Consider the following 21,997-nt stretch of genomic DNA (forward strand, 5'->3'; position numbering starts at 1 on the left):
CCCTGCTTTTGCACTACTACAACGTTCCAGCGGGTCAATGGCGATCCGCACCCGGAACTACATAAAACGACCAGGCAAAGGCGCCTGGAGCTTCGGCTCCAGGCGCCTTTTTTTGTTTTTCGGGGCTCGCCCCAGCAGCACAGCCACCGTGAATGGCCTTGAGTGAGGATCGGGTATGAATGCAGCAACGACCATCGCCCAGCGCGAAAAACTGATCATCGTCGGCAACGGCATGGTCGGGCATCACTGCGTCGAGCAACTGATCGAACGCGGCGCCCTGAGCCGTTACGAGCTGCGGGTGTTCGGTGAGGAACGCCAGCGTGCCTACGACCGTGTGCACCTGTCCGAATATTTCAGCGGCAGTTGCGCTGAAACCCTGGCTCTCGGCGCTGCGGGTCTGTATGCCGAGCACGGGGTAAATCTGCACTTGGGCGAAGCGGTACTGGAAATTGACCGCGAGCGTCGGCAAGTGCTGACCTCGACGGGACGTTACGCCTATGACCAACTGATCCTGGCCACCGGCTCCTATCCGTTTGTGCCGTCAATCGAGGGCTGCGAGGGCGCTTCGCGTCTGGTTTACCGCACGCTCGATGATCTCGATGCCATCCGCGCGGCGGCCACCGATGCCCGGCGTGGCGTAGTGGTCGGTGGCGGTTTGCTCGGGCTTGAAGCGGCCAACGCCCTCAAGTCGCTGGGCCTGGAAGCTCACGTAGTGGAATTCGCCCCGCGCTTGATGCCGGTGCAACTGGACGCTGAAGGCGGCGCCGCCTTGCGTGCGCAGATCGAGGCGCTCGGGGTGGGCGTGCACCTGTCGCGGGCGACCCAGTCGGTGGTGGCCGGTGAAGACTATCGCTACCGGATGAACTTCGAGGGCGGTGAGTTTCTCGAAACAGACCTGATTGTGTTTTCCGCCGGGATTCGTCCGCAGGATGGCCTGGGCCGCGGCAGCGCTCTGGAGGTTGCCGCGCGCGGCGGGGTGGTGATCGACAGCAACTGTCGCAGCAGCGATCCACACATCTATGCCATCGGTGAGTGCGCCTCGTGGAACGGTAGTGTGTTCGGTCTGGTCGCTCCGGGCTACAGCATGGCCCGTAATGTCGCGGCAGCGCTGGCTGGGGAAGATGCCGCCAGCTTTACCGGTGCTGACATGTCGACCAAGCTCAAGCTGCTTGGCGTTGATGTCGGCTCGATCGGCGATGCGCACGGCGCGACCCCGGGTGCCCGCAGTTACCGCTTTATTGACGAAGCCAGCTCGGCGTACCGCCGTCTGGTGGTCGATGCCAGTGGCAAACGCGTACTCGGGGCGGTGCTGGTGGGTGACAACAGTTACTACGACACCCTGCTGCAGTACGTGCAGAACGGCATCGCCCTGCCGGCCGATCCGGCGGCATTGATCCTGCCGCAATCCTCCGGTGCACCGACCCTGGGGGCCGATGCCTTGCCGGACAGCGCCACCATCTGCTCCTGCCACAACGTCAGCAAGGGCGCGATCTGCACTGCCATCGACAACGGCTGTGGCGAGCTCGCCGAGCTCAAGCAGCAGACCAAGGCGTGCACCGGTTGCGGTGGTTGCGCGGCGTTGCTCAAGCAGGTCTTCGAGCACGAACTGATCGCCCGTGGCGTCAGCGTCGACAAGAGCCTGTGCGAACACTTTGCTTACACCCGTCAGGAGCTCTACGCCCTGGTACGGGTCGAAGGCATCCTCAGCTTCGAGGAAATGCTCGCCAGGCATGGCCGTGGTCAGGTCGGCTGCGATATCTGCAAACCCACGGTCGGCTCGATCCTCGCTTCGTGCTGGAACCAGCCGATCATGGACCCTTCGCTGGTGCCGTTGCAGGACACCAACGATACCTTCATGGCCAACATGCAGAAGAACGGTACCTACTCGGTGGTGCCGAGAATTCCCGCTGGCGAGATCACCCCGGAAAAGCTCATCGTCATCGGCCAGGTGGCGAAAAAATATGACCTTTACACCAAAATCACCGGCGGCCAGCGTATCGATCTGTTCGGCGCCCAGCTGCACGAGCTGCCGGCGATCTGGAGTGAGCTGATCGAAGCCGGCTTTGAAACCGGTCACGCCTACGGTAAATCCACGCGCACGGTCAAGTCCTGTGTCGGCAGCACCTGGTGTCGCTATGGCGTGCAGGACAGCGTGCAGATGGCCCTGACCCTGGAGGACCGCTACAAGGGCCTGCGTTCGCCGCACAAGCTCAAGTTTGCCGTATCCGGCTGTACCCGCGAATGCGCTGAGGCGCAGAGCAAGGACATCGGCGTGATTGCCACCGAGAAGGGTTGGAACCTGTACATCTGCGGCAACGGCGGCATGCGTCCACGCCATGCCGAGCTGTTCGCCACCGACCTTGATGACGCCGGGTTGATTCGCCTGATTGACCGGGTGCTGATGTTCTACATCCGCACCGCCGACAAATTGCAGCGCACCTCGGTCTGGCGTGAAAGCCTGGAGGGCGGGCTGGATTACCTCAAGCAGGTGATCATCGACGACAGCCTGGGCCTGGGCGCTGAGCTTGAGGCGCAGATGCAACAGGTGGTCGATCGCTACGAGTGCGAATGGGCCAATGCCCTCAAGGATCCGCAAAAGCTCAAGCGCTTCCGCACTTTCGTCAACGACCAGCGTCCAGACCCGGGCGTGCATTTTGTTCGCGAGCGTGGCCAGCGCCGGCCGATCGCTGCCGCTGAGCTTCATTTGATTCCGACCACTGAAGAGGTGCTCTGATGAGCCTGTCCAATGTCGCTGTAAACCTGCAAACACAAGACTGGCAAGTGGTCTGTAGCCGCCAGGACCTGGTTGCGCAATCGGGGGTGGTGGTGTGGTTCGAAGGCCGGCAGGTGGCGTTGTTCTACCTGCCGGAGCAGGACACGCCGGTGTTTGCGCTCGACAACCAGGACCCCAAGTCCGGGGCCAATGTGATCGGTCGCGGATTGTTGGGGCATCTCAAGGGCGAGCTGGTAGTGGCGGCGCCGTTGTACAAGCAGCATTTCAGCTTGAGCGATGGGCGTTGCCTGGAAGATTCGCAGCAGGCCTTGCAAGTGTGGCCGGTGCGGATCAGGGGGGAGCAGGTGGAGCTAGGCCTGTAGGCGCGGGCTTGCCCCGCGATGCGGTGTAGCTGATTAACCGCAATCGCGGGGCAAGCCCGCTCCCACTGAAGCCTCGCACAGAGGGGGATCATTGCATTAGACTGCCTCCCACCCAGGTTGATGCTCCTATAAACTCCGGGGCATGAACCTAGACACCCGCATCAAATTCCGCCACCTGCTGTGCTTTCTCGAAATCGCCCGCCAGGGCAGTTTCGCCAAGGCCGCCGATGCCATGGCGATCAGTCAGCCGGCCATCTCCAAGACCCTCAAGGAGCTTGAAGAGCTGCTGCAAACGCGCCTGTTCGAACGCAGCAAGCAGGGCGTCGAGCTGACCCCGGCCGGGGTGCGTTTCATGCGCTATGCCGGGCCCAGCGTGCAAGCCTTGCGTGAAGGCGTGAGTACCTTGCGCGGTGAAGAACATGCCCCGCCACAGGTGCGTATCGGAGTGCTGTCCACGGTCGAAAGCCTGCTGATGCCAGAGGTGCTGTGCCGCCTGCATCAGCGTCATCAGGCGCTGGTGGTCAGCGTTGCCACCGGGCCGAGTGCGCACCTGCTGGCGCAACTGCATGTCGGCGAGCTTGATCTGGTGATCGGGCGCATGACCGAAAGCCCGCAAATCCAGGGTCTGTTGTTCGAGCATCTGTACAGCGAGTCGATGTCGCTGGTGGTGCGTCCCGGGCATCCATTGCTCGCCCGTCAGCCCATTGAGCGCAGTCAGCTCGGTCGCTACCCGCTGGTGCTGCCGCTGGCCGGCACGACCATCCGCAAGCATGCTGACAGCCTGTTCGTGCAATGCGCCATCGAGCAGCCGCTGCAGCGCCTGGAAACCCTTTCGCCTGCCTTGAGCCGCCGCTATGTGCAAAGTAGCGACGCGGTCTGGGTGGCGCCGCGGGATGCGGTACGGATCGACCTGGGGCGCGGCGAGTTGTGCGAGCTTGACCTGGGGGTGCAGGAGCCGGGCGGCTCGGTCGGTATCTGTAGCAATGCCGCCTTGCCGATGAGCCTGCCTGCGCGCTGGCTGTGCGACGTGCTGCGCGAAGTGGCGGGGCAGTACCGCGACGGCAGCTATCCCTGAAATCCTGGCAATCTTACAAACAGCTACAAAACCGCAGTGGCGAAGTTGCCCAAGTGCGTTGTCCCGTCAATACTGGCCACTGGCTGCAGCTTTGTATGAAGAAGCTTTTACTTGGCTGAACTTATCCGGCTTTTCTTGCTCTGATGCCGGTAGCCATTGGTCGTGGCCGCCTGATAAGCTCGCGGCTTTACTCGATTGCCCTATTGGCGCATGAACAAGGAAATAGCATGAAACAGCATCGGTTGGCGGCTGCGGTTGCCCTGGTTGGTCTGGTCCTGGCGGGTTGCGATTCGCAGACCAGCGTCGAGCTCAAGACTCCGGCACAGAAAGCCTCCTACGGTATTGGCCTGAACATGGGCAAGAGCCTGGCTCAGGAAGGCATGGACGACCTTGATTCAAAAGCGGTTGCTCAAGGCATCGAAGATGCTGTCGGCAAGAAAGAACAGAAAATCAAGGACGAAGAACTGGTCGAAGCCTTTGCTGCCCTGCAAAAGCGCGCTGAAGAGCGCCTGGCCAAGATGAGCGAAGAGTCGGCTGCTGCCGGCAAGAAGTTCCTTGAAGAAAACGGCAAGAAAGCCGGTATTGTCACCACCGCTTCCGGTCTGCAGTACGAAGTGATCAAGAAGGCCGACGGCGCTCAGCCAAAGCCGACTGACGTGGTTACCGTTCACTACGAAGGCAAACTGACCGACGGCAAGGTCTTCGACAGCTCGGTTGAGCGTGGCAGCCCGATCGACCTGCCGGTCAGCGGCGTGATCCCGGGTTGGGTCGAAGGCCTGCAACTGATGCACGTTGGCGAGAAGTACAAGCTGTACATCCCGTCCGACCTGGCTTACGGTGCCCAGAGCCCGAGCCCGATGATCCCGGCCAACTCGGTCCTGGTTTTCGAACTGGAACTGCTGGGTATCAAGGATCAGGCCAAGCCTGATGCCGACGCTGCTGCCGAGTAATCCTCGCGCGGTATAGACAACGCCCCGTCTCGACGGGGCGTTGTCGTTTCTGCAATCGACTCGAACCCCATCGACCCGGGGCGGTCTGAAAAGCTGGACCTGACGCAGAAAAGGTGCAGGATGGGTAAAACGGTTGCGCCATTGAAACAGGTGTGTAAAAAACGCCCGATTTAAGCCAGGCCCTTGCCAGGCGGGCGCCCTGAGCTCTAAAAATAGCTCTGTTCACAAGGTTATCCACAATAAATGTGGATAACCTTTCCCTCGGTCGTGCCCTGGAGGCTGTATGAAAGCACCGTGGACCTTCGCTCGTTTTCTGCCGTTGGCCGAGCGCTTGCTCAGTCGTGGCCGTCTACCGGCGCTGATTTTTGCTGTGGCGCGTAAAGGCCCGCGGCTAAGCAAGCTGCGTGAAGACGTAGGCCTGATGCAGGCCCTGTGCCTGGCCTGGTGGCGTGGAGAGTACCGGACCATCAGCCCTAAGGCCCTGGTGACCGTGGTAGCCGGCCTGCTGTATTTCGTCAGCCCCGTGGATGCCATCCCGGACTGGTTGCTGGGTGTCGGCATGCTCGATGACATCGCCGTGTTGGCCTGGGTGCTCAAAGCGGTGTCTGATGAACTGGCCGCTTTCAGCGCCTGGCGCCATCGCCAGGCACCGGAAAAACTACGGGTCGTCGAACGTTTGCCAGCTACCCCCGAAGCCTTGCGCCTGGAGCAGCCAAAAGGCTAATTACATCAGCACCCTGCACACCCTTGCTGGCTGGTAATATAATTGGCATAAGGATTATGCCTACCGATTACATATCGTAATCCTACAAGGGGGTTGTAATGGGTATTCAGGTCATCAGCCGGGACGGTCAACCCGAGTATGCGGTTGTACCCTGGGAGCAGTACCAGGCACTATTGAAAGCCGCCGGCCAGCTTGAAGCGGCAGCTGTCGAACACACACAGGCCACTCCTCAACAAAGCGCCAGCTTGCCGAGTTTCAGCGAGCTGGCGCGTTTGCGTGAGGGCAAGGGATTGGCAGCGGAACAACTGGCGCGCAGTGTTGGCATCAGTCCGGTGTACCTGGCTCTGATCGAGAGTGGCGAACGCCAGCCGGATGCCGCGATTCGCCGCAGCCTGGCCTGGGAGCTGGGGGTGGCGGGATGGAGCGAGCCGTCGTGAGCAGTGTGCGGATCAGCCGCCAGCACTGGGAAGGTTTGCTTGGCGAGCTCGACCTGGCCCGCCGCCAACGCCACCTGTTGACCTACCGCGCCTTGCTCGAGCGTCTGCAGCTGCCAAGCCCGGCGATGCAGACCCTCACAGCTGCCCTGGAGCATCTGGCGGCACTGGATGCCCGTGCTGAACAGCCGCTGCGCAGTTCATTGGTCATCAGCCAGGGCGCCAGCCGTTTGCCGCGTACCGGCTTCTTTGAGTGCGTGGAGCGCCTGGGACGTTTTTCCGGGCCATCGGACGGTATGGCCGCTGCTTCCTGGCATGCTTCGGAGGTGGTGCGGGTGTTCGAATACAGCTACCCGGAAAAAGAAGAAGCCTGAACCGTCGGCGCCGTATCGATCAGGTACAGGCTGTACCCGCTCAGGTCTTTGGCCTGATGCTTGGCCTGTGACGCCAACTCCGCCAGTTGCCCGGCATCGAGGTCGGCGCAGGCTTGCGGGCGCAACTGCACCACGCCGATCGATAGCGACAGCAGGGCGAACTCCTGGCGCTGCCCTTGACGGTTTGGGGCTATAAAACACCCTGCCTGCATATGCTCCGGGCGGTAGAAGCGCCGGCACTGGCGCTGAAAGTCATCCAGCAGCAACTGCAACCTGCGCTCCCAGTCAGCCGAGCCCAGCACCAGCATGAAATCGTCGCCGCCGATGTGGCCGACGAAATCATGGTTGGGGTCGACCCGTTCGTTCAAACATTGGGCCAGGCACAACAGCACCTCATCGCCGCGGGCATAGCCGTAGATGTCATTGAACGGCTTGAAACTGTCGATATCCACATAACAGATCGTCGCTTCACGTTGCTGTTGCAGCAGGCGCGTCAGGCACTGCTGGATCGGTACGTTGCCGGGCAGCAAGGTCAGGGGGTTGGCATAACGGGCTTGTTGGATCTTCTGTTCGGTAATCAGCTTGAGTACATCGATCACCCGGCCCAGGCCCTGGTAGCGGCCATTGTGGATAATGATGAAATCTTCTTCGATGCGCTGGCGCGCACGGCTGGTGAGCAAGCGGCTGACTTGTTGCAGTGACTGCGTCAGCTCCACTGCCAGGAAGTCATCACTCATCAGCCGGCTGATCGGTTTGCGTGCGAACAGGTCAGTGGCAAACGGCTTGAGCAGGGCATCGGACAGCGAATGACGGTGGACGATACCGCAGGGTTGGCGGCGCTCGTTGAGCACCGCCAGGGAGTTGAGGTTGGCCTGACGGCGGAACAGCTCCAGTACCTGCGCCGTCGGTGTGTCCTGGTTCACCGCGGGTTGTTCGTTGAGCAGGGCGGCGAGGTTGCCGCTGTCTTCGCTGAGTGCCTGGATATCCTGATTGGGGCTGCCAAGCATCTGCTGGATGTCCCGAGACGGTTGCTCTTGAGGACGGCCGAGCAGATAACCCTGGACCAGGTCGACGCCCATTTCGGTCAACACCTTGAGCTCTTCGGCAAGCTCGATGCCCTCGGCGATCACCTGGGCCCGCGAGGCCCGGGCGATTTGCAGGATGGAGCCGACGAACTCGCGCTTGACCGCGTCGAGGTGAATGCCGTCGATGAAATGGCGGTCGATCTTGACGTAGTCAGGGCGCAGTTCCGACCACAAGCGCAGGCTTGAATATCCAGCACCGAGATCATCCAGGGCAATCGAAAAGCCCATGTCGCGGTAGTGGTGCAGGGCATTGAACAACAGCTGAAAATCGTCGGTGGGGGTCTGCTCGGTCAGTTCGATAACCACCCGGCTGGGCGGTACGCCGAGGTCATGGAGCATCTTCAGGGTGCGCCCGGACTGGTACTGCGGCTCCAGCAGCGACTCGGGCGAGACGTTGAGAAACAACTTGCCTTCAAGGTTCTGCTGGCTGAATCGCCGGCAGGCGCTCTCGCGGCAGGCCACTTCCAGTTCGGTCAGGCGCCCGGCCTGGCGGGCCACGGCGAACAGATTGATCGGCGAGTGCAGCGGGCTGTTTGAGGGGCCGCGGCTTAACGCTTCGTAACCGAGGATACGCCGCTCAGACAGGCAGACTATGGGCTGGAACAGACTGTGCAAGGCGCCTTGAGCAAGAATGGTGCTCAACGCGCTGAGCTGTTCGGTCACGGTCATGGCTGCACTACCTAGAAAAAAGGGACTGAGGCCAGCGGCGCTCAGTCCCTTATTTCACGACAGAATCATGACTGTTTAATGACGCAATAGAGGCACAGTCACATTATTTTGCCATCACCCTTTTATGGGTTATTTTTTGCCACAGCCGAATTCAGGCCCAGATAGTCGAGCAAGATCCGTCCGGACTCCGACAGGTAGGCGTCGTCTTCCGGCTTGGTATCGTCTGGCTCGGCCGGTAGCGCGTCTTCGTCTTCCTTCTTCAGTTCCTTGAGCGGTTCTTCGCCCTTGGCCTTGCGTCGGGTGTTTTCCAGGGCGAGCTGCTTGCTTTCAATATCGGTATGCTGGGCACGGCGTTCGACTTCGTTGAGGCTGACAGTCTTCTCGTTCATCAGCTTCTGGGTCAACGCCAGGCGGTCGCGGATGTAAACGAACTCCGGGTCCTTGGCGGTGCGGCTGTCGTGGCGGGCCTTGAGCTGGGCCAGGAACGGCTTGAACGGATCGACCGCAGGCCTGATCGCTGGGCGGATGGTGTCCCAGGGCATGGCTTCGGGCAGGGCGCTTTCGCCAATTTCCTTGGTGTCGATAATCGACGGGTAATCGATGTCCGGCAGTACGCCCTGATGCTGGGTGCTCTGCCCGGAAACCCGGTAGAACTTGGCCAGGGTCAGCTTCAGTTCGCCATGGTTGAGCGGCTGAATGGTCTGCACGGTGCCTTTACCGAAGGTCTGGCCGCCGAGGATCAAAGCGCGGTGGTAGTCCTGCATGGCGCCGGCAAAAATCTCCGAGGCCGAGGCGGACAGGCGGTTGACTACCAGGGCCAACGGGCCTTTGTAGAAGGCACCTGGGTTTTCGTCTTCGAGCACGTCGACACGACCATCGGCGTTGCGCACCAGTACGGTCGGGCCCTGGTCGATGAACAGGCTGGTCAGCTCAGTGGCTTCCTGCAGGGAGCCGCCGCCGTTGTTGCGCAGGTCAATGACCACGCCGTCGACTTTTTCCTTCTGCAGTTCAGTGAGCAGCTTCTTCACGTCACGGGTGGTGCTCTTGTACTCCGGATCACCGGCACGGAAGGCCTTGAAGTCCAGGTAGAAGGCCGGAATCTCGATGATGCCGAGCTTGTAGTCACGGCCATCCTGCTTGAGCTTGAGCACCGACTTCTTCGCCGCCTGCTCTTCAAGCTTCACCGCCTCGCGGGTGATCGGCACGATCTTGCTGGTCTGGTCGTTCGGCGCGTTGCTGGCCGGGATGACCTCCAGGCGTACCACTGAGCCTTTTGGTCCGCGGATCAGCTTGACCACTTCGTCCAGGCGCCAGCCGATCACGTCGACCATTTCCTTGTCGCCCTGGGCGACGCCGATGATCTTGTCGGCCGGGGCCACTTGTTTGGTCTTGGCGGCAGGGCCAGCCGGGACCAGACGGACGATCTTGACCTGATCGTTGTCGCTTTGCAGCACCGCACCGATACCTTCGAGCGACAGGCTCATGTTGATATCGAAGTTTTCCGCGTTGTCCGGCGACAGGTAGTTGGTATGCGGGTCGTAGGACTGGGCAAAGGTGTTGATGTAGGTCTGGAAAATGTCTTCGGCGCGGGTCTGGTCCAGGCGCGTGAGCTGGTTCTTGTAGCGTTTGGTCAGCAGCTCCTGGATCGCCTTGGGCTCTTTGCCGGCGATTTTCAGGCGCAGGACTTCATCCTTGACGCGCTTGCGCCAGAGGTCGTCGAGCTCGGCCTGGGTCTTGATCCAGGGCGCGTCCTTACGCTCGACCAGCAGAGTCTCTTTAGTGGTGAAGTCGAATTTATCGACGCCCTTGTTCAGTTCGGCCAGGGCGAAGTCCAGACGCGATTTGACCCGGTCCAGATAGCGCTTGTAGATGGTGAAGCCAGGGTCGAGATTGCCGCTTTTGAGGAAATCGTCGAACTGGGTCTTCCACTTGTCGAACTCGGCGATGTCACTGGCCAGGAAATAGCTGCGTGCCGGATCGAGCAGCTTGATGTAGCTGTCGTAGATGATCACCGAGCGCGCATCGTTGAGCGGCGGCTTGCTGTAGTGGTGGCGCTTGAGCAGCTCGACCACATTGAGGCTGGCGACCACTTCATCGCGATCGGGCTGGAGTTTATCCCAGCTGTTGGCGGCCCATGCATTGCCCGCCAACGGCAGGCTGCCCAGACCGATCAACAGTGCGAGGGTGGTGCTTGGCAAAAAATGCTTCATGCTGATTCGACGTAGGGACAATTGATCACGCATATTAGGCCGTCTTTGAATTCGCCGGTTCCATGAAAACCGGACGCATAATGCAAAAAGCCCGGGGCTACAGCACCCGGGCTCAGTCATGACTCAACTATGGAGGCACTGTGAAGGCATTGCAAGGCGTTGACGGACATGTGGAGTGGGTTGCGACGACAAGTCCAGTTTGCGATATCGGTCAAGTACGAATTCGCGTGGCTGCAGCCGGCCTCAATCGTGCCGACCTGCTACAGCGAGCCGGGCTCTACCCGCCGCCACCGGGGGCCAGCGAGTTTCTTGGCCTGGAGTGCTCCGGGGTGATCAGCGAAGTGGGCGCTGGCTCCTCCTGGCAGGTCGGTGACCGGGTTTGCGCGCTGCTGGCCGGTGGTGGCATGGCCGAAGAAGTCGTGGTTGATGCACGTCATGTGCTGCCGGTGCCGGAGGGTTTGAGCCTGCAGGAAGCGGCGGCGATTCCTGAGGTTTACGCCACGGCCTGGCTCAATGTGTTCCAACTGGCCGGGCTCAAGCCAGGCGAGAAGGTGTTGCTGCATGCCGGCGCCAGTGGCGTGGGCTCGGCGGCAATCCAGCTGTGCAAGGCCTTTGGCAGCCCGTGCTGGGTCAGCGTCGGCTCCAGCGAACGTCTGGCCTACTGCGAAGACCTCGGCGCCACCGGGGGCGTGGTACGCGGCGAAGACCTCAACGGCCTGAGTGATTTCGGCCCGTTCGACGTGATCCTCGATCCGGTTGGGGCCAACTATGCCGAGCTCAACCTGAAGTTGCTGGCCCGGGACGGACGCTGGGTGATCATCGGTCTGATGGGCGGGCGCAAGGCTGAGTTGGACCTGGCCCAGTTGCTGGTCAAGCGCGTACAGGTGCTGGGATCGACGTTGCGCACCCGCGATGATCAGTTCAAGGCTGACTTGCTCAGTGATCTGGGGCAGCAGGTGTGGCCGCTGTTCAGCGAAGGACGGCTCAAGCCGCAACTGGCCAAGGCCTTTGCGATCAAGGATGCCGAGGCGGCGTTTGCCGAGCTTGCCAGCAATCAGGTGTCGGGCAAGCTGGTGCTGGTGATCGACGAGAGTCTGGTGTGAGCCGCTGATCGCGGGGCAAGCCCGCTCCCACAGGGAGGGTGAAAAAACTGTGGGAGCGGGCTTGCCCCGCGATGGCTTCAATCAGCTCCAGGTATGAATCGGCCAGCCCGCCTTCTCGGCCTGCTCTCGCAGCACCGGATCCGGATTGACCACATGCGGGTAATCCACCTTCAGCAATAGCGGCAGGTCATTACGCGAATCGGAATAGAAACTCGCGCCTTCCAGGTTCTCTTCTTGCTGATCCAGCCATTCCAGCAAGCGGGTGATCTTGCCTTCACGGTAGGTCAGGGTGCCGACGGTCTTGCCGGTATACACCCCGTTCATCACTTCCAGTTCGATAGCCAGAATTTCATCAATGCCCAGACGTTCGGCAATCGGCCCGACCAGATGGGTTCCCGAAGCGGAAATCACCAGAATCCGGTCCCCCGCCTTGCGGTGGGCGGCGATGGTCTTGGTCGCATCGCTGAAGATGATCGGCTCGATGAAGTCTTCCACCCACGGCCCCACCAGGTGATCGACTTCAGCCGGTGTACGCCCGATCAAGGGGTCCAGACTGAAGGCCATGTAGTCCTCCATGGCCAGGTGCCCTCTGCCGTAGGCGTCCATCAGTTCCTTGTCGCGACGCAGGAAGGATTCGCCATCGACCCAGCCAAGGCGAGCCATCTGTTCGCTCCACAACGAGGCGCAATCGCCGTGGATCAGGGTTTCATCCAGATCGAAAATCGCTAGTGCCATGTTCAGAAGAACTCCTGTGCAACCCTCAGGCAACTTCGCAGAGGGCGGTGGGATCGATCGACAAGGATACCCGCTGGCCGTCCGGGTGCAGGTCGGCGGACGAGCGGTTGAGTACATCGACCAACAATTCTACCCCGCGGGCTTCGATGCGGTAGCGGATCACGTTGCCCAGCAGGCTGTGGCTGCGTACCTGGCCTTCCAGCTCACCGCTAAGGCTCAGGGCGATGGCTTCCGGGCGGATCGCCAGGCGGCAGTGCACCGGGCGCTGCAGCAGGCGGCTGGCGCTGTCGGCGTCGAGCAGGTTGTAGTTGCCGATAAAGCCAGCGGCAAACACGTCCACAGGCGCGGTGTAGAGGGTTTCGGCATCGCCGCTCTGGACGATGTGGCCCTGGTTCATCAGGAAAATCCGGTCTGACATCGTCAGTGCCTCTTCCTGGTCATGGGTGACGAAGATGGTGGTCAGGCCCAGCTCTCGCTGGATCTGGCGGATCTGTTCGCGCAGGTGCTTGCGAATCCGTGCGTCCAGCGCCGACAGCGGTTCATCGAGCAGCAGCAGGCGCGGGCGGGTGACCAGCGAGCGGGCCAGGGCCACACGCTGGCACTGGCCACCGGACAGCTGATGCGGATAACGGCTGGCGAAGTCCTGCAGTTCCACCAGCTGCAACACCTCGCGCACGCGGGTACGGCTGTCGTCGGCATTGACCTTTTGCATGCGCAGGCCAAAGGCGACGTTCTGCTCCACGGTCATGTTGGGGAACAGCGCGTAGCTCTGGAATACCATGCCGATCCCGCGTTTTTGCGGGCTCAGGGGCACCAGGTCGTTGCCGTCGAGGAGGATCTTGCCACTGTCGACCGCCGTCAGCCCGGCAATGCAGCGCAGCAGGGTGGATTTGCCGCAACCGGACGGGCCGAGCAGGGTGACGAATTCGCCGCGCTGGATCTGGCAGTTGATGTCGGTGAACACCGGGCTTGCGCCATAGCTTTTTTGCAGATTCTGTACGCTGACAAAGCTCATATCAGGACTTGTCCTTGTTCAGGCGGTTGGCTGCCCAGGTCAGCACCAGCACGAAGAGGAAATAGGAAATCACCAGGGCACTGTTGAAGTGACCACTGCTGTTACGCATGTTGTTCAGGTACACCTGCAGGGTCTCGTAGCGGGTGCCGACCAGCAGGTTGGCGAAGACGAACTCGCCAAACAGGAACGAGAACGACAGCAGCAAGGCCACCAGCAGGCCCTTGCGCAGGTTCGGCAGCACCACCAGGAACGCCGCCTGGAAGGTGCTGGCGCCGAGCAGTTGGGCGGCGTCCATCAGGTCGCGCAGGTTGATCGCCTGCAGGTTGTTGGTGATCGCCCGGTACATGAACGGCAAAGCCACAGTGAAATAGCAGCCGATCAGGATCCACGGCGTGCCGACCATGGCCATCGGCCCGGAGCCGTACAGCTGCAGCAGGCCCACCGAAGACACCACCGGCGGCACGGCAAAGGGCAGCAGGATGAGGATGTTCATCAGCGCATCGAGCCGCGGGAAGTGGTAGTGGACCACGAACAGCAACGGCAGGATCAGCAGCACCGACAGCAGCAGCGCACCGACGCAGACCAGCAGCGACTGAGCGAAGGCGGCCAGAAAGCGCGGATCGCTCCACAGCGCCAGGTACCACTTGAAGGTCAGGCCGCTGGGCAACAGGCTCGCCGACCAGCTGGTGGCCAATGAATAGAGGAGGGTGCCCGCCAGCGGTAGCAACAGGATGATGAACAGCAAATAGACCATCAGGCGATGGTAGAGGCGGCTCGTGCCCGGTTCAGCGCGCGACATGGTAGCTCCTCTTCAACAGCCATTGATGGACGACGGTCACCAGGGTCATCAGCCCGACCAGGATCATTGCCAGGGCGCTGGCCAGGTTCGGGTCCAGGGAAATATCGCCGGCCACCAGTGCCGCGATACGGATCGGCAGGACGTTGAAGTTGCCGGTGGTCAAGGCATAGACCGTGGCGTAGGCGCCGAGGGCGTTGGCCAGCAAGATCACGAAGGTACCCAGCAACGCCGGGGTCAGGACCGGCAGGCCGATGTGCCGCCAGTACTGCCAGGCGTTGGCACCGAGCAGTTCTGCCGACTCGCGCCAGTCTTCGCGCAGGGCGTCGAAGGCCGGGTAGAGCAGCAGTACGCCCAGCGGAATCTGGAAGTAGGTGTAGAGGATGATCAGGCCCGTCTTCGAATAGAGGTTGAAGTCCTCGATGATCCCGGCCTGCTTCAGCAGCATGGTCAGCGCGCCGTTGAAACCGAGCAGGATGATGAACGCAAAGGCCAGCGGGACGCCGGCGAAGTTGCTGGTCATGTTGGCGAAGGCGTTGACGAAGTCGCGCAGGCGCGAGTCGACCTTGCGCAATGAATAGCTGCCGAGAATGGCGATGAGGATGCCGAACACACTCGACCAGAAGCTGATCTCCAGGCTGTGCTGGATCGCCTGGCGGTAGAACCTCGATGCGAACACTTTACTGAAGTTGGCCAACCCCCAGCCGCTTTCGGCTTGCAGGCTGTGGATCGCCACCCAGGCCAGCGGGGCGATCTGGAAAATGATGAAAAACAGCGCAAAAGGCAGCAGGCACAGTGACGCCAGCCACTTGCTGCGTTTGATCGAATTCACTTGAGCAACTCCCGGCACACCGGCTTGTCATGGGGCACGCCGAGCAGTTCGCAGATCGTCCCGCACAGTTCGGTTTGCAGCGGTTTGGCAGCGGGGTCGAGGCTGAAGGCATCGCCAAACACGAACAGCGGCACTTCACGTTCCTCGGCCAGCAGACCGTTGTGCGAGCGGTCGTTGTTCATGCCGTGGTCGGCGGTGACCAGTACCTGATAGCCCTCCTGCAACCAGGTTTGCAGGTAGTCGGCCAGGAGGATGTCAGCGCTGCGCGCGCTGTTGCGGTACTGGCTGCTGTCCAGACCATGGCGGTGGCCGGCGTCGTCGATGTTCATCGGATGCACCAGGAGGAAGTTCGGTGCATGGCGGCGGCGCAGGTACTCGGCATCGGCGAACAGGTGTGAATCCGGGTAATGGTCGGCGTAGTAGAACAAGCCGTGCTGGATCGGTAGCTTGGGCGCATGGGTGTGACGATCACGCAGCGGCTCGAAGGGCGAGCGGTTGTACAGCTCGCTGACCCAGTGATAGGCCGCCGCGGCGGTGCCCAGACCGGCTTCGCGGGCGTAGTGGAAGATACTGCGCTGGTTGGACAGGCGGGTGACGTTGTTGTGCACAATGCCACTGTCGATTGGTGCTACGCCGGTGAGGATGCATTCGTACAGCGGTCGCGACAGTGCCGGCAGTTCGCACTCCAGGCGATACAAGGCCGCGCGGTCGGCCTCGACATAGGCGTGCAGATGGCCCATGGCGTGGTGCGCGACCTGATGGTTGAGACCATCGAGCAGGACCAGGATGACGTTGTTGTTCATGGTTTCTCCGCAATAGGCGGTGACCGCATCGCGGGGCAAGCCCGCTCCCACCGGGTTGGTGGTAAATCCGGTGGGAGTGGGCTTGCCCCGCGATCAGGGATCACTCCATCTCGATGATCACTTGCTCCTGCCACATCTGTGGCAGCTTTTTCGAAGTCGCTTCCCAGGCGGCGGCATCCTTGATTGGCTGCACCGCCTTGTACTGCTCATTGGGCAGCAGTTTGGCCTGTACCTCAGCCGGCAGTGTCAGGTGCTCGGCGCGGATCGGCCGGGCGTGACCTTTAGCCAGGTTGATCTGCCCGGCATCGCTGAAGATGTACTCACGGGTCAGCTTGGCGGCGTTGGGGTTCTTGGCGTACTTGTTGATGATGGTGGTGTAGCCGGAGATTACCGATCCGTCAGACGGGATCAGCACCTCGAAGCGCGTCGGGTCGATCTGCTGGCGATAGCTCAGGCCATTGAAGTCCCAGACCACGCCGACTTCAATTTCACCCTTTTCCAGGGTCTGGATCGTCGGGTTGGCCAGCGACAGGCGCTTCTGCTGGGCCAGCTTGGTGAACAGCTCCAGGCCCGGTTCGATGTTCTTCTCGTCACCCTTGTAGGCGAGGGCGGCGGCCAGTACACCGTTGGCGGCCTGGGCAGCGGTACTCACGTCGCCGATGGCGACCTTGTACTTGCCTTTTTCCAGGTCATGCCAGGATTTGGGCATGTCTGCTTCTTTCACCAACTGCTTGTTGATGATGAAAGCAATGGTGCCGGTATAGGCCAGGGCCCAGTGGCCGTCTTTATCCTTGGCCCAGTCCGGGATCTGATCCCAGGTGCTGGGCTTGTACGGCTGGGTCACGCCCTTGGCGACTGCAATCGGGCCGAAGGCGGCACCGACGTCACCGATGTCGGCGCTGGCGTTGTCTTTTTCGGCATCGAACTTGGCCACTTCCTGGGCCGAGCTCATGTCGGTGTCCATGTGCTTGAGAGCGTATTTTTTCGCCAGGTCTTCCCAGGTGCCTTTCCAGTTGGCCCAAGCATCGGGCATGCCCACGCTATTGACGGCGCCTTCCTTGCGGGCGGCGTCTTCGAGGGCCTTGAGGTCGGTGTCGGCGGCCATGGCGGAAGTGCACAGGGCGATGGTCGAGCCTAGCAGTGATGCCAGAAAAAGCTGTTTCATCCGAAGCTCCTTGGTGGGTGCCTTGCAAAACGCGAATGGTGTTGTTGGACGTTGTTGCGATTCGGTTGGTCTAGGTCAGCAATACCCGAGCCAAGGTAGGCCTGTTGCATGACAATTTGATGTCCAGCGCCGCACCCGGTCAGGGCTTGCACCCTTGAAAATCAAGCGTAGACCACCTTGGCTGTCATCTGAGATTCATCTGCTTTGCCTAGGCTTGCACTATTCTCATAGCCCTGAAGGCGCCAATTGTGCGCGCCGCCGGTGCTGGACTAGTCCAGATAGGTAACCTTCGATGCAGCCACTGCCACCGCGCGCAGTAACAGCTATCTGTCATGCCCTGCAGGAGCAGATCGAGCATGGCCTGCTCTCGCCCGGCTGCAAGCTGCCGGCCGAACGCAAGCTCAGCGAAGTGTTCGACACCACGCGCATCACCCTGCGCGAGGCGCTGGTGCAGCTGGAAGCACGCGGGCTGATTTACCGGGAGGAGCGGCGCGGCTGGTTTGTCGCCCCCGAACGGCTGACTTACGACCTGATCGAGCGCAGCCACTTTCATGCGATGGTCCGCGAACAGGGGCGTGAGGCGCGCACTGAGCTGTTGTCGGCGCGCTTACTGCCGGCGACCGCAGCGGTATGCGCACGGCTGCAGCTGTCGCCGCTGTCGAGCGTGATCCAGATCTGCCGCTTGCGGCGGATTGATGGCCGCGCGGTGCTGTATGCCGAGCATTACCTGAACCCCGAGTATTTTCCGGGCATTCTTGAGCACGACCTCAGCCAGTCGTTGACCGAGCTCTATGCCCGTCACTACGGCATCGAATACGGCAGGGTGCGTTTCGAGATTCTGCCCACCGCGCTGCCCGTGGCGGCGGCCTTGGCACTCAAGGTTTCAGCCGGCAGCCCCGGTCTGCACATCACCCGGGTCAATAGTGACCAGCAGGGCAGGCTGATCGACTGTGATCTTGAGTATTGGCGCCATGACGCGATCCGCATCAAGGCCGAGGCTGGTTAGCCCTTGCTGGCGGTTTCGCTGAACGGTGTGCTGGCATCGCTGGTGATCACCTGCACGCTCAGCCGCGGCATCGCCAGATCCAGCCCGGCCTCATCGAGCTGACGCTTGAGCTCCAGGTTGAACGCCCGCGACACTTCCCATTGCTTGATTGGCGCGGTCTTGAAGCGTGCGCGCAGGATCGCCGAGCCCGATTCGAAACTCTCCACCCCTTGCAGCTCCAGCGGCGACCAGATGTTGCGGCGCATCAACGGATCGTTGCGCATCTTCTGGCCGACATCGCGAATCAGGCTGATGGCCTGGTCGATGTTCATGCTGTGCGGAATGGCCACGCGGAAGATCGCGTAGCCGAACTCGCGGGAGTAGTTCTTGATGCTCTTGATTTCACTGAACGGGATGGTGTGGACGATGCCGTCGATATCGCGCAGGCGCACGGTGCGGATGGTCAGGCCTTCGACGGTGCCGAGGTGGCCGCCGACATCGACATAGTCGTCAATCGCCAGGGAGTCTTCGATGATGATGAACAGGCCGGTGATAAGGTCGGCGACCAGTGACTGGGCACCGAAACCGATGGCCAGGCCGATCACCCCGGCACCGGCCAGCAACGGGGTGACGTTCATGCCCATATTGGCCAGGGCAACGATCAGCGCAATGATGAAAATCGCCACGAACAACACGTTGCGGATCAGCGGCATCATGGTTTGCGCGCGGGTGTTGGCCAGGCCTTTGCGTGAGCGGGTCAAGGCATGGTGCACGGCGGTGTCGGCGAGGATCCATACCAGCCAGGCGGCGATCAGGGTGCCGCCCAGGCCGAGCAGGCGCACCGCCACTTCATGGCCTTCGCCTTCGGCGAAGCCGACCAGGGAAAAGCCCCAGACCCGCAGCCCCAGCTCGATGAATGCCAGCCAGATTGCCATGTGCACCAGGGTGTAGCCAAAGTTGCGCAAGCGTTCGCCATACACCGCCTGACGGCGGTTGGCACGTTGTGGCTTGAGGCCGTGGCGGCGCACCAGGCCATTGACGACCATGCACAGGATCAGCAGCACCGTGCACACCAGCGACTGGCGCAAGGCCGTGCTGGTATCGCCGGCGGAAATGAAGGTGGCAAACAGTGAAATCGCCACCAGCACCAGGGCCGGCAGGTACCAGAAGGTCCCGAGGATTTCGATGGTGTCGCTCAGGGCCCGGCGGGTCAGGCGTCGTGATAGCGGCTGGTTGCGGATCAGGTGGGCGATGGGCCGGCGAAAACGCAGGATGAATAGCCCGGTGGACAGCGCCGCGAGGATATTGGCCAGGGTCGCCAGGGTATGGGCCAGGTGATCGCCGAGCGCGCCGGCCATGCGCGGATCATTCATTGCCTCGCCAAAGGCGGCGAAGCTGCCGATCAGCCACAGCGGACGGAAGGCCTGATGGCGAAGGATGTGCAGGGCGCGATGGCGATGCGGGCCGTCGAGCAGGGAAAAGGCGATGACGCAGATCGCCGAGAAACAGGTCCCCACTACCAGGGCATACGCCAGCACCATGGCCATCGATTTGCCGAGGGACGAGGGCAGGGCGAAGCTCAGGTACACGGTGATCACCAGGGCCACCAGCCACGGCCCGAGCTTGCGCAGGGCAAAGCTTACGAGGTCCCAGGTGCGCGGGTGTTGCGGTAATTCTTCGGTGAGGCCAAAGCGCAGGCGCACCTGATGGCTGACCCAGTTCAAGGCGTAGGCCAACAGGCTCCAGAGGGCAATGATCGCAGCAAAGCCAAAGAGGATCGGTGGCCATTCCTTGAGCGGCACTAGGCGGGCGTCGAGTTCGATCTGCGCCAGTTCAAGTTCGCGGGTCCAGCGTGTGAGCGGGCTGGCGTCGCCACTGAACTGCTTTTCCAGCTCGGCGAAGGTGGTGCCGATCAGGCCCAGTACGCCTTGTTCGGCAGTGGGCTGGGCCTGTTTGGTGCTGTCGCGCAGCTTCTTCAGATCGGCCAGCAGCTTGCTGCGTTGCTGGTCGTTTTCCAGGTTCTTGATGACTTCGTCCAGGGACTGGGCCAGTGGCTCGCTGGCCTCGGGCTGGGCTTTGCTGCCGCCAAGCAGGCTTGGCAGGCCGGCAGCGTGGGCCGGGGCCAGGATGAATAACGCCAGAAATACAGCTAAAACGCGGAAAAAAGCGGGCACCGGACAATCAACCTCAAAACGATCAATCGCCCGAGTGTAGTGTATTTGTCAGTTGAGTTTCTCGAGGATCTTCCAGCACATGATGCCGATCATGCCGAGAGTGCCGATCCACATCATGAACACGCCGACATTGCGCTCGCGCATGCTGAAGCCCACGGTCAGCAGGATCAGGCCGGCGATCACCGGAAGGAACAGGGATTGGAATGCTGACATGCGGCAAGGTCCTTGGCTTCGAATTTATGCTGCAAGCATAGCGGGTATGGCTGTGGGGGAGTGTGATTGAGGTCAGTAGAGGGGCTTATCGCGGGGCAAGCCCCCACAGGAGGACATCATCACCTGTGGGGGCTTGCCCCGCGATGCTTTTCAGGGCAGATCGCGACTGCGATAGAACGCCGTCAGCACCTTGACCAGGTGCGCCAGGTCGTGGCTGCCGCACAGCTCGCGAATCGAGTGCATGGCGAAGGTCGGCAGACCGATGTCCACGGTACGCACACCCAGGTGGCTGGCAGTGATCGGGCCGATGGTCGAGCCGCAACCCATGTCGCTGCGCACCACGAAGCTTTGCACCGGCACTTCTTCGGCCATGCACAGATGGCGGAAGAACCCGGCCGTCTCGCTGTTGGTGGCGTAACGCTGGTTGTTGTTGACCTTGATCACCGGGCCGGCATTGAGCTTGGGCCCATGGTTGCCGTCATGCTTGTCGGCATAGTTGGGGTGCACACCATGGGCGTTGTCCGCCGAGACCAGCAGTGAACGCTGGATGGCGCGGACAAAGTCGTCGCCATCGGGCATCAGGCGGCGCAGGGTCTGTTCGAGCATCGGGCCATCGGCGCCACAGGCCGAACAGGAGCCGACTTCTTCGTGGTCGTTGCACACCAGTACGCAGGTTTCTTCGCTATCGGCTGTGAGCAAGGCTTGCAGGCCGGCATAGCAGGACAGCAGATTGTCCAGGCGCGCACCGGCGATGAACTCACCGTTGAGGCCGATCAGCGCGGCGCTTTGGGTGTCGTAGAAGCTCAGTTCGTAATCCAGTACCACGTCGGCGTTCAGGCCATGCTCGCGCGCCAGTTGGTCGGTGAGCAGGGCGCGGAAATCGACTCGCTCGTCACCGGCAACCTGGGCCAGGATTGGCGGCAGTTCGGTCTGCGGGTTGATCGCCCAGCCTTCGTTGGCGGTACGGTTGAGGTGGATCGCCAGGTTGGGGATGACCGCGATCGGCAGCTTGAAGTCGACCAACTGGCTTTCGACCTTGCCGTCACGGCGGAAGGTCACGCGACCGGCCAGCGACAGGTCGCGGTCGAACCACGGGGCCAGCAGGGCGCCGCCGTAGACTTCAACGCCCAGCTGCCAGAAACCCTGGCGCTGCAGCTCCGGTTGTGGCTTGACCCGCAGGCACGGGCTGTCGGTGTGCGCGCCAACCAGGCGGATGCCGTCGAGCAGCGGCGAATGACGACCGAGCTTGAAGGCAATGATCGAGGAGTCGTTGCGGGTCAGGTAGTAGCGACCGCCAGCCACGATGGCCCAGCTGTCGCGCTCGTCCAGGCGCTGGTAACCGGCGGCTTCCAGGCGTTGGGCCAGGGCCGCGGTGGCGTGGAACGGCGTAGGGGAAGCCTTGAGGAAGTCGATCAGGCCTTGGTTCAGTGCATCGCGCATAGGTCACTCCAGACAGCAGTGGCGCGAGTTTAGCGTACTTGGCGGGGGATTTGTGGCGGCCCTATCGCCGGCAAGGCCGGCTCCTACAAGAGCCGGCCTTGCCGGCGATAGCAACGACA

The 21,997-nt window shown here is 61.6% G+C and carries 20 protein-coding genes; 9 read left to right on the forward strand and 11 right to left on the reverse strand.

Annotated elements, in window-relative coordinates; translation table 11 throughout:
• Positions 1-175 precede the first annotated feature (175 nt).
• The 7 genes from nirB (at position 176) to C6382_RS19395 (ending at position 6,653) form a co-directional block, all read left to right on the forward strand.
• Entirely contained in the window at positions 176-2,734 is a 2,559-nt protein-coding gene (nirB, locus tag C6382_RS19365) for a nitrite reductase large subunit NirB (RefSeq protein ID WP_107025958.1), read from the forward strand.
• Complete coding sequence (nirD, locus tag C6382_RS19370) at positions 2,734-3,096, forward strand: nitrite reductase small subunit NirD (protein ID WP_107025959.1); 363 nt, start codon at positions 2,734-2,736, stop codon at positions 3,094-3,096. Before nirB ends, nirD begins: the two co-directional genes overlap by 1 nt.
• A 142-nt stretch (positions 3,097-3,238) precedes the next feature.
• Positions 3,239-4,171, forward strand: coding sequence for a pca operon transcription factor PcaQ (gene pcaQ / locus C6382_RS19375; protein ID WP_107025960.1), 933 nt, complete (start codon positions 3,239-3,241; stop codon positions 4,169-4,171).
• Positions 4,172-4,398: 227 nt separating this feature from the next.
• Complete coding sequence (locus C6382_RS19380) at positions 4,399-5,121, forward strand: FKBP-type peptidyl-prolyl cis-trans isomerase (protein WP_107025961.1); 723 nt, start codon at positions 4,399-4,401, stop codon at positions 5,119-5,121.
• 283 nt (positions 5,122-5,404) lie between these two features.
• The gene (locus tag C6382_RS19385; RefSeq protein WP_107025962.1) at positions 5,405-5,845 is read left to right on the forward strand and encodes a YkvA family protein; all 441 of its coding nucleotides are present in this window, start codon (positions 5,405-5,407) and stop codon (positions 5,843-5,845) included.
• Between the two features lie 98 nt (positions 5,846-5,943).
• Positions 5,944-6,282, forward strand: coding sequence for a helix-turn-helix transcriptional regulator (locus C6382_RS19390; RefSeq protein ID WP_107025963.1), 339 nt, complete (start codon positions 5,944-5,946; stop codon positions 6,280-6,282).
• Positions 6,279-6,653 (forward strand): hypothetical protein, encoded by a 375-nt coding sequence (locus C6382_RS19395; RefSeq protein WP_133215943.1) that lies wholly within the window; start codon positions 6,279-6,281, stop codon positions 6,651-6,653. Before C6382_RS19390 ends, C6382_RS19395 begins: the two co-directional genes overlap by 4 nt.
• On the opposite strand, the gene C6382_RS19400 is transcribed toward C6382_RS19395, so the two are convergent.
• Entirely contained in the window at positions 6,629-8,407 is a 1,779-nt protein-coding gene (locus C6382_RS19400) for a bifunctional diguanylate cyclase/phosphodiesterase (protein WP_107025964.1), read from the reverse strand. The two genes, C6382_RS19395 and C6382_RS19400, sit on opposite strands and share 25 nt — an antisense overlap.
• Before the next feature lie 122 nt (positions 8,408-8,529).
• A complete protein-coding gene (locus C6382_RS19405; RefSeq protein WP_178082799.1) occupies positions 8,530-10,617 on the reverse strand; it encodes a carboxy terminal-processing peptidase in 2,088 nt (695 codons plus the stop codon).
• A gap of 140 nt (positions 10,618-10,757) precedes the next feature.
• On the opposite strand from C6382_RS19405, the gene C6382_RS19410 reads away from it, so the two are divergent.
• Positions 10,758-11,720: an NAD(P)H-quinone oxidoreductase gene (locus tag C6382_RS19410; protein WP_107025966.1), complete on the forward strand. Its 963-nt coding sequence runs from the start codon at positions 10,758-10,760 to the stop codon at positions 11,718-11,720.
• An 81-nt stretch (positions 11,721-11,801) separates the two neighbouring features.
• Here C6382_RS19410 and C6382_RS19415 read toward each other — a convergent pair whose 3' ends face one another.
• The 6 genes from C6382_RS19415 to C6382_RS19440 all read right to left on the reverse strand — a co-directional run bounded on the left by C6382_RS19415 (position 11,802) and on the right by C6382_RS19440 (position 17,066).
• Entirely contained in the window at positions 11,802-12,455 is a 654-nt protein-coding gene (locus C6382_RS19415; protein ID WP_107025967.1) for an HAD family phosphatase, read from the reverse strand.
• Between the two features lie 25 nt (positions 12,456-12,480).
• Complete coding sequence (locus tag C6382_RS19420) at positions 12,481-13,470, reverse strand: ABC transporter ATP-binding protein (RefSeq protein WP_107025968.1); 990 nt, start codon at positions 13,468-13,470, stop codon at positions 12,481-12,483.
• 1 nt (position 13,471) lies between these two features.
• Positions 13,472-14,269, reverse strand: a complete 798-nt coding sequence (locus C6382_RS19425) for an ABC transporter permease (protein WP_107025969.1) — start codon at positions 14,267-14,269, stop codon at positions 13,472-13,474.
• Positions 14,256-15,089, reverse strand: coding sequence for an ABC transporter permease subunit (locus C6382_RS19430; protein WP_178082804.1), 834 nt, complete (start codon positions 15,087-15,089; stop codon positions 14,256-14,258). Before C6382_RS19430 ends, C6382_RS19425 begins: the two co-directional genes overlap by 14 nt.
• A gap of 5 nt (positions 15,090-15,094) precedes the next feature.
• Entirely contained in the window at positions 15,095-15,901 is an 807-nt protein-coding gene (locus C6382_RS19435; RefSeq protein WP_107025971.1) for an alkaline phosphatase family protein, read from the reverse strand.
• Positions 15,902-16,001: 100 nt separating this feature from the next.
• Positions 16,002-17,066, reverse strand: a complete 1,065-nt coding sequence (locus tag C6382_RS19440) for an ABC transporter substrate-binding protein (protein ID WP_107025972.1) — start codon at positions 17,064-17,066, stop codon at positions 16,002-16,004.
• A 292-nt stretch (positions 17,067-17,358) separates the two neighbouring features.
• Here C6382_RS19440 and phnR point away from each other — a divergent pair, with 292 nt between their 5' ends.
• Positions 17,359-18,072, forward strand: a complete 714-nt coding sequence (gene phnR, locus C6382_RS19445; protein ID WP_107025973.1) for a phosphonate utilization transcriptional regulator PhnR — start codon at positions 17,359-17,361, stop codon at positions 18,070-18,072.
• Here the strand turns inward: phnR and C6382_RS19450 are convergent.
• From C6382_RS19450 to C6382_RS19455, 3 genes are all read right to left on the reverse strand, one after another.
• Positions 18,069-20,225 carry a mechanosensitive ion channel family protein gene (locus tag C6382_RS19450; RefSeq protein ID WP_107025974.1) on the reverse strand — a complete coding sequence of 719 codons (2,157 nt, stop codon included), beginning with the start codon at positions 20,223-20,225 and terminating at the stop codon, positions 18,069-18,071. The two genes, phnR and C6382_RS19450, sit on opposite strands and share 4 nt — an antisense overlap.
• Positions 20,226-20,273: 48 nt before the next feature.
• Positions 20,274-20,438: a hypothetical protein gene (locus tag C6382_RS24160; protein ID WP_178082800.1), complete on the reverse strand. Its 165-nt coding sequence runs from the start codon at positions 20,436-20,438 to the stop codon at positions 20,274-20,276.
• A gap of 150 nt (positions 20,439-20,588) precedes the next feature.
• Positions 20,589-21,878, reverse strand: coding sequence for a M18 family aminopeptidase (locus C6382_RS19455; RefSeq protein WP_107025975.1), 1,290 nt, complete (start codon positions 21,876-21,878; stop codon positions 20,589-20,591).
• Positions 21,879-21,997 lie beyond the last annotated feature (119 nt).

It is taken from the genome of Pseudomonas sp. BBP2017 (assembly GCF_003024385.1).
Classification (GTDB): domain Bacteria; phylum Pseudomonadota; class Gammaproteobacteria; order Pseudomonadales; family Pseudomonadaceae; genus Aquipseudomonas.

Bases quoted from the DNA above. Each gene is read 5' to 3' on its own strand.
- C6382_RS19380 (WP_107025961.1), top strand. From the start codon at position 4,399: ATGAAACAGCATCGGTTGGCGGCTGCGGTTGCCCTGGTTGGTCTGGTC.
- C6382_RS19400 (WP_107025964.1), bottom strand. From the start codon at position 8,407: ATGACCGTGACCGAACAGCTCAGCGCGTTGAGCACCATTCTTGCTCAA.
- C6382_RS19415 (WP_107025967.1), bottom strand. From the start codon at position 12,455: ATGGCACTAGCGATTTTCGATCTGGATGAAACCCTGATCCACGGCGAT.
- C6382_RS19455 (WP_107025975.1), bottom strand. From the start codon at position 21,878: ATGCGCGATGCACTGAACCAAGGCCTGATCGACTTCCTCAAGGCTTCC.
- C6382_RS19435 (WP_107025971.1), bottom strand. From the start codon at position 15,901: ATGAACAACAACGTCATCCTGGTCCTGCTCGATGGTCTCAACCATCAG.
- C6382_RS19405 (WP_178082799.1), bottom strand. From the start codon at position 10,617: ATGAAGCATTTTTTGCCAAGCACCACCCTCGCACTGTTGATCGGTCTG.
- pcaQ (WP_107025960.1), top strand. From the start codon at position 3,239: ATGAACCTAGACACCCGCATCAAATTCCGCCACCTGCTGTGCTTTCTC.
- C6382_RS19390 (WP_107025963.1), top strand. From the start codon at position 5,944: ATGGGTATTCAGGTCATCAGCCGGGACGGTCAACCCGAGTATGCGGTT.
- C6382_RS19420 (WP_107025968.1), bottom strand. From the start codon at position 13,470: ATGAGCTTTGTCAGCGTACAGAATCTGCAAAAAAGCTATGGCGCAAGC.
- C6382_RS19385 (WP_107025962.1), top strand. From the start codon at position 5,405: ATGAAAGCACCGTGGACCTTCGCTCGTTTTCTGCCGTTGGCCGAGCGC.
- C6382_RS19440 (WP_107025972.1), bottom strand. From the start codon at position 17,066: ATGAAACAGCTTTTTCTGGCATCACTGCTAGGCTCGACCATCGCCCTG.
- nirD (WP_107025959.1), top strand. From the start codon at position 2,734: ATGAGCCTGTCCAATGTCGCTGTAAACCTGCAAACACAAGACTGGCAA.
- phnR (WP_107025973.1), top strand. From the start codon at position 17,359: ATGCAGCCACTGCCACCGCGCGCAGTAACAGCTATCTGTCATGCCCTG.
- C6382_RS24160 (WP_178082800.1), bottom strand. From the start codon at position 20,438: ATGTCAGCATTCCAATCCCTGTTCCTTCCGGTGATCGCCGGCCTGATC.
- C6382_RS19425 (WP_107025969.1), bottom strand. From the start codon at position 14,269: ATGTCGCGCGCTGAACCGGGCACGAGCCGCCTCTACCATCGCCTGATG.
- nirB (WP_107025958.1), top strand. From the start codon at position 176: ATGAATGCAGCAACGACCATCGCCCAGCGCGAAAAACTGATCATCGTC.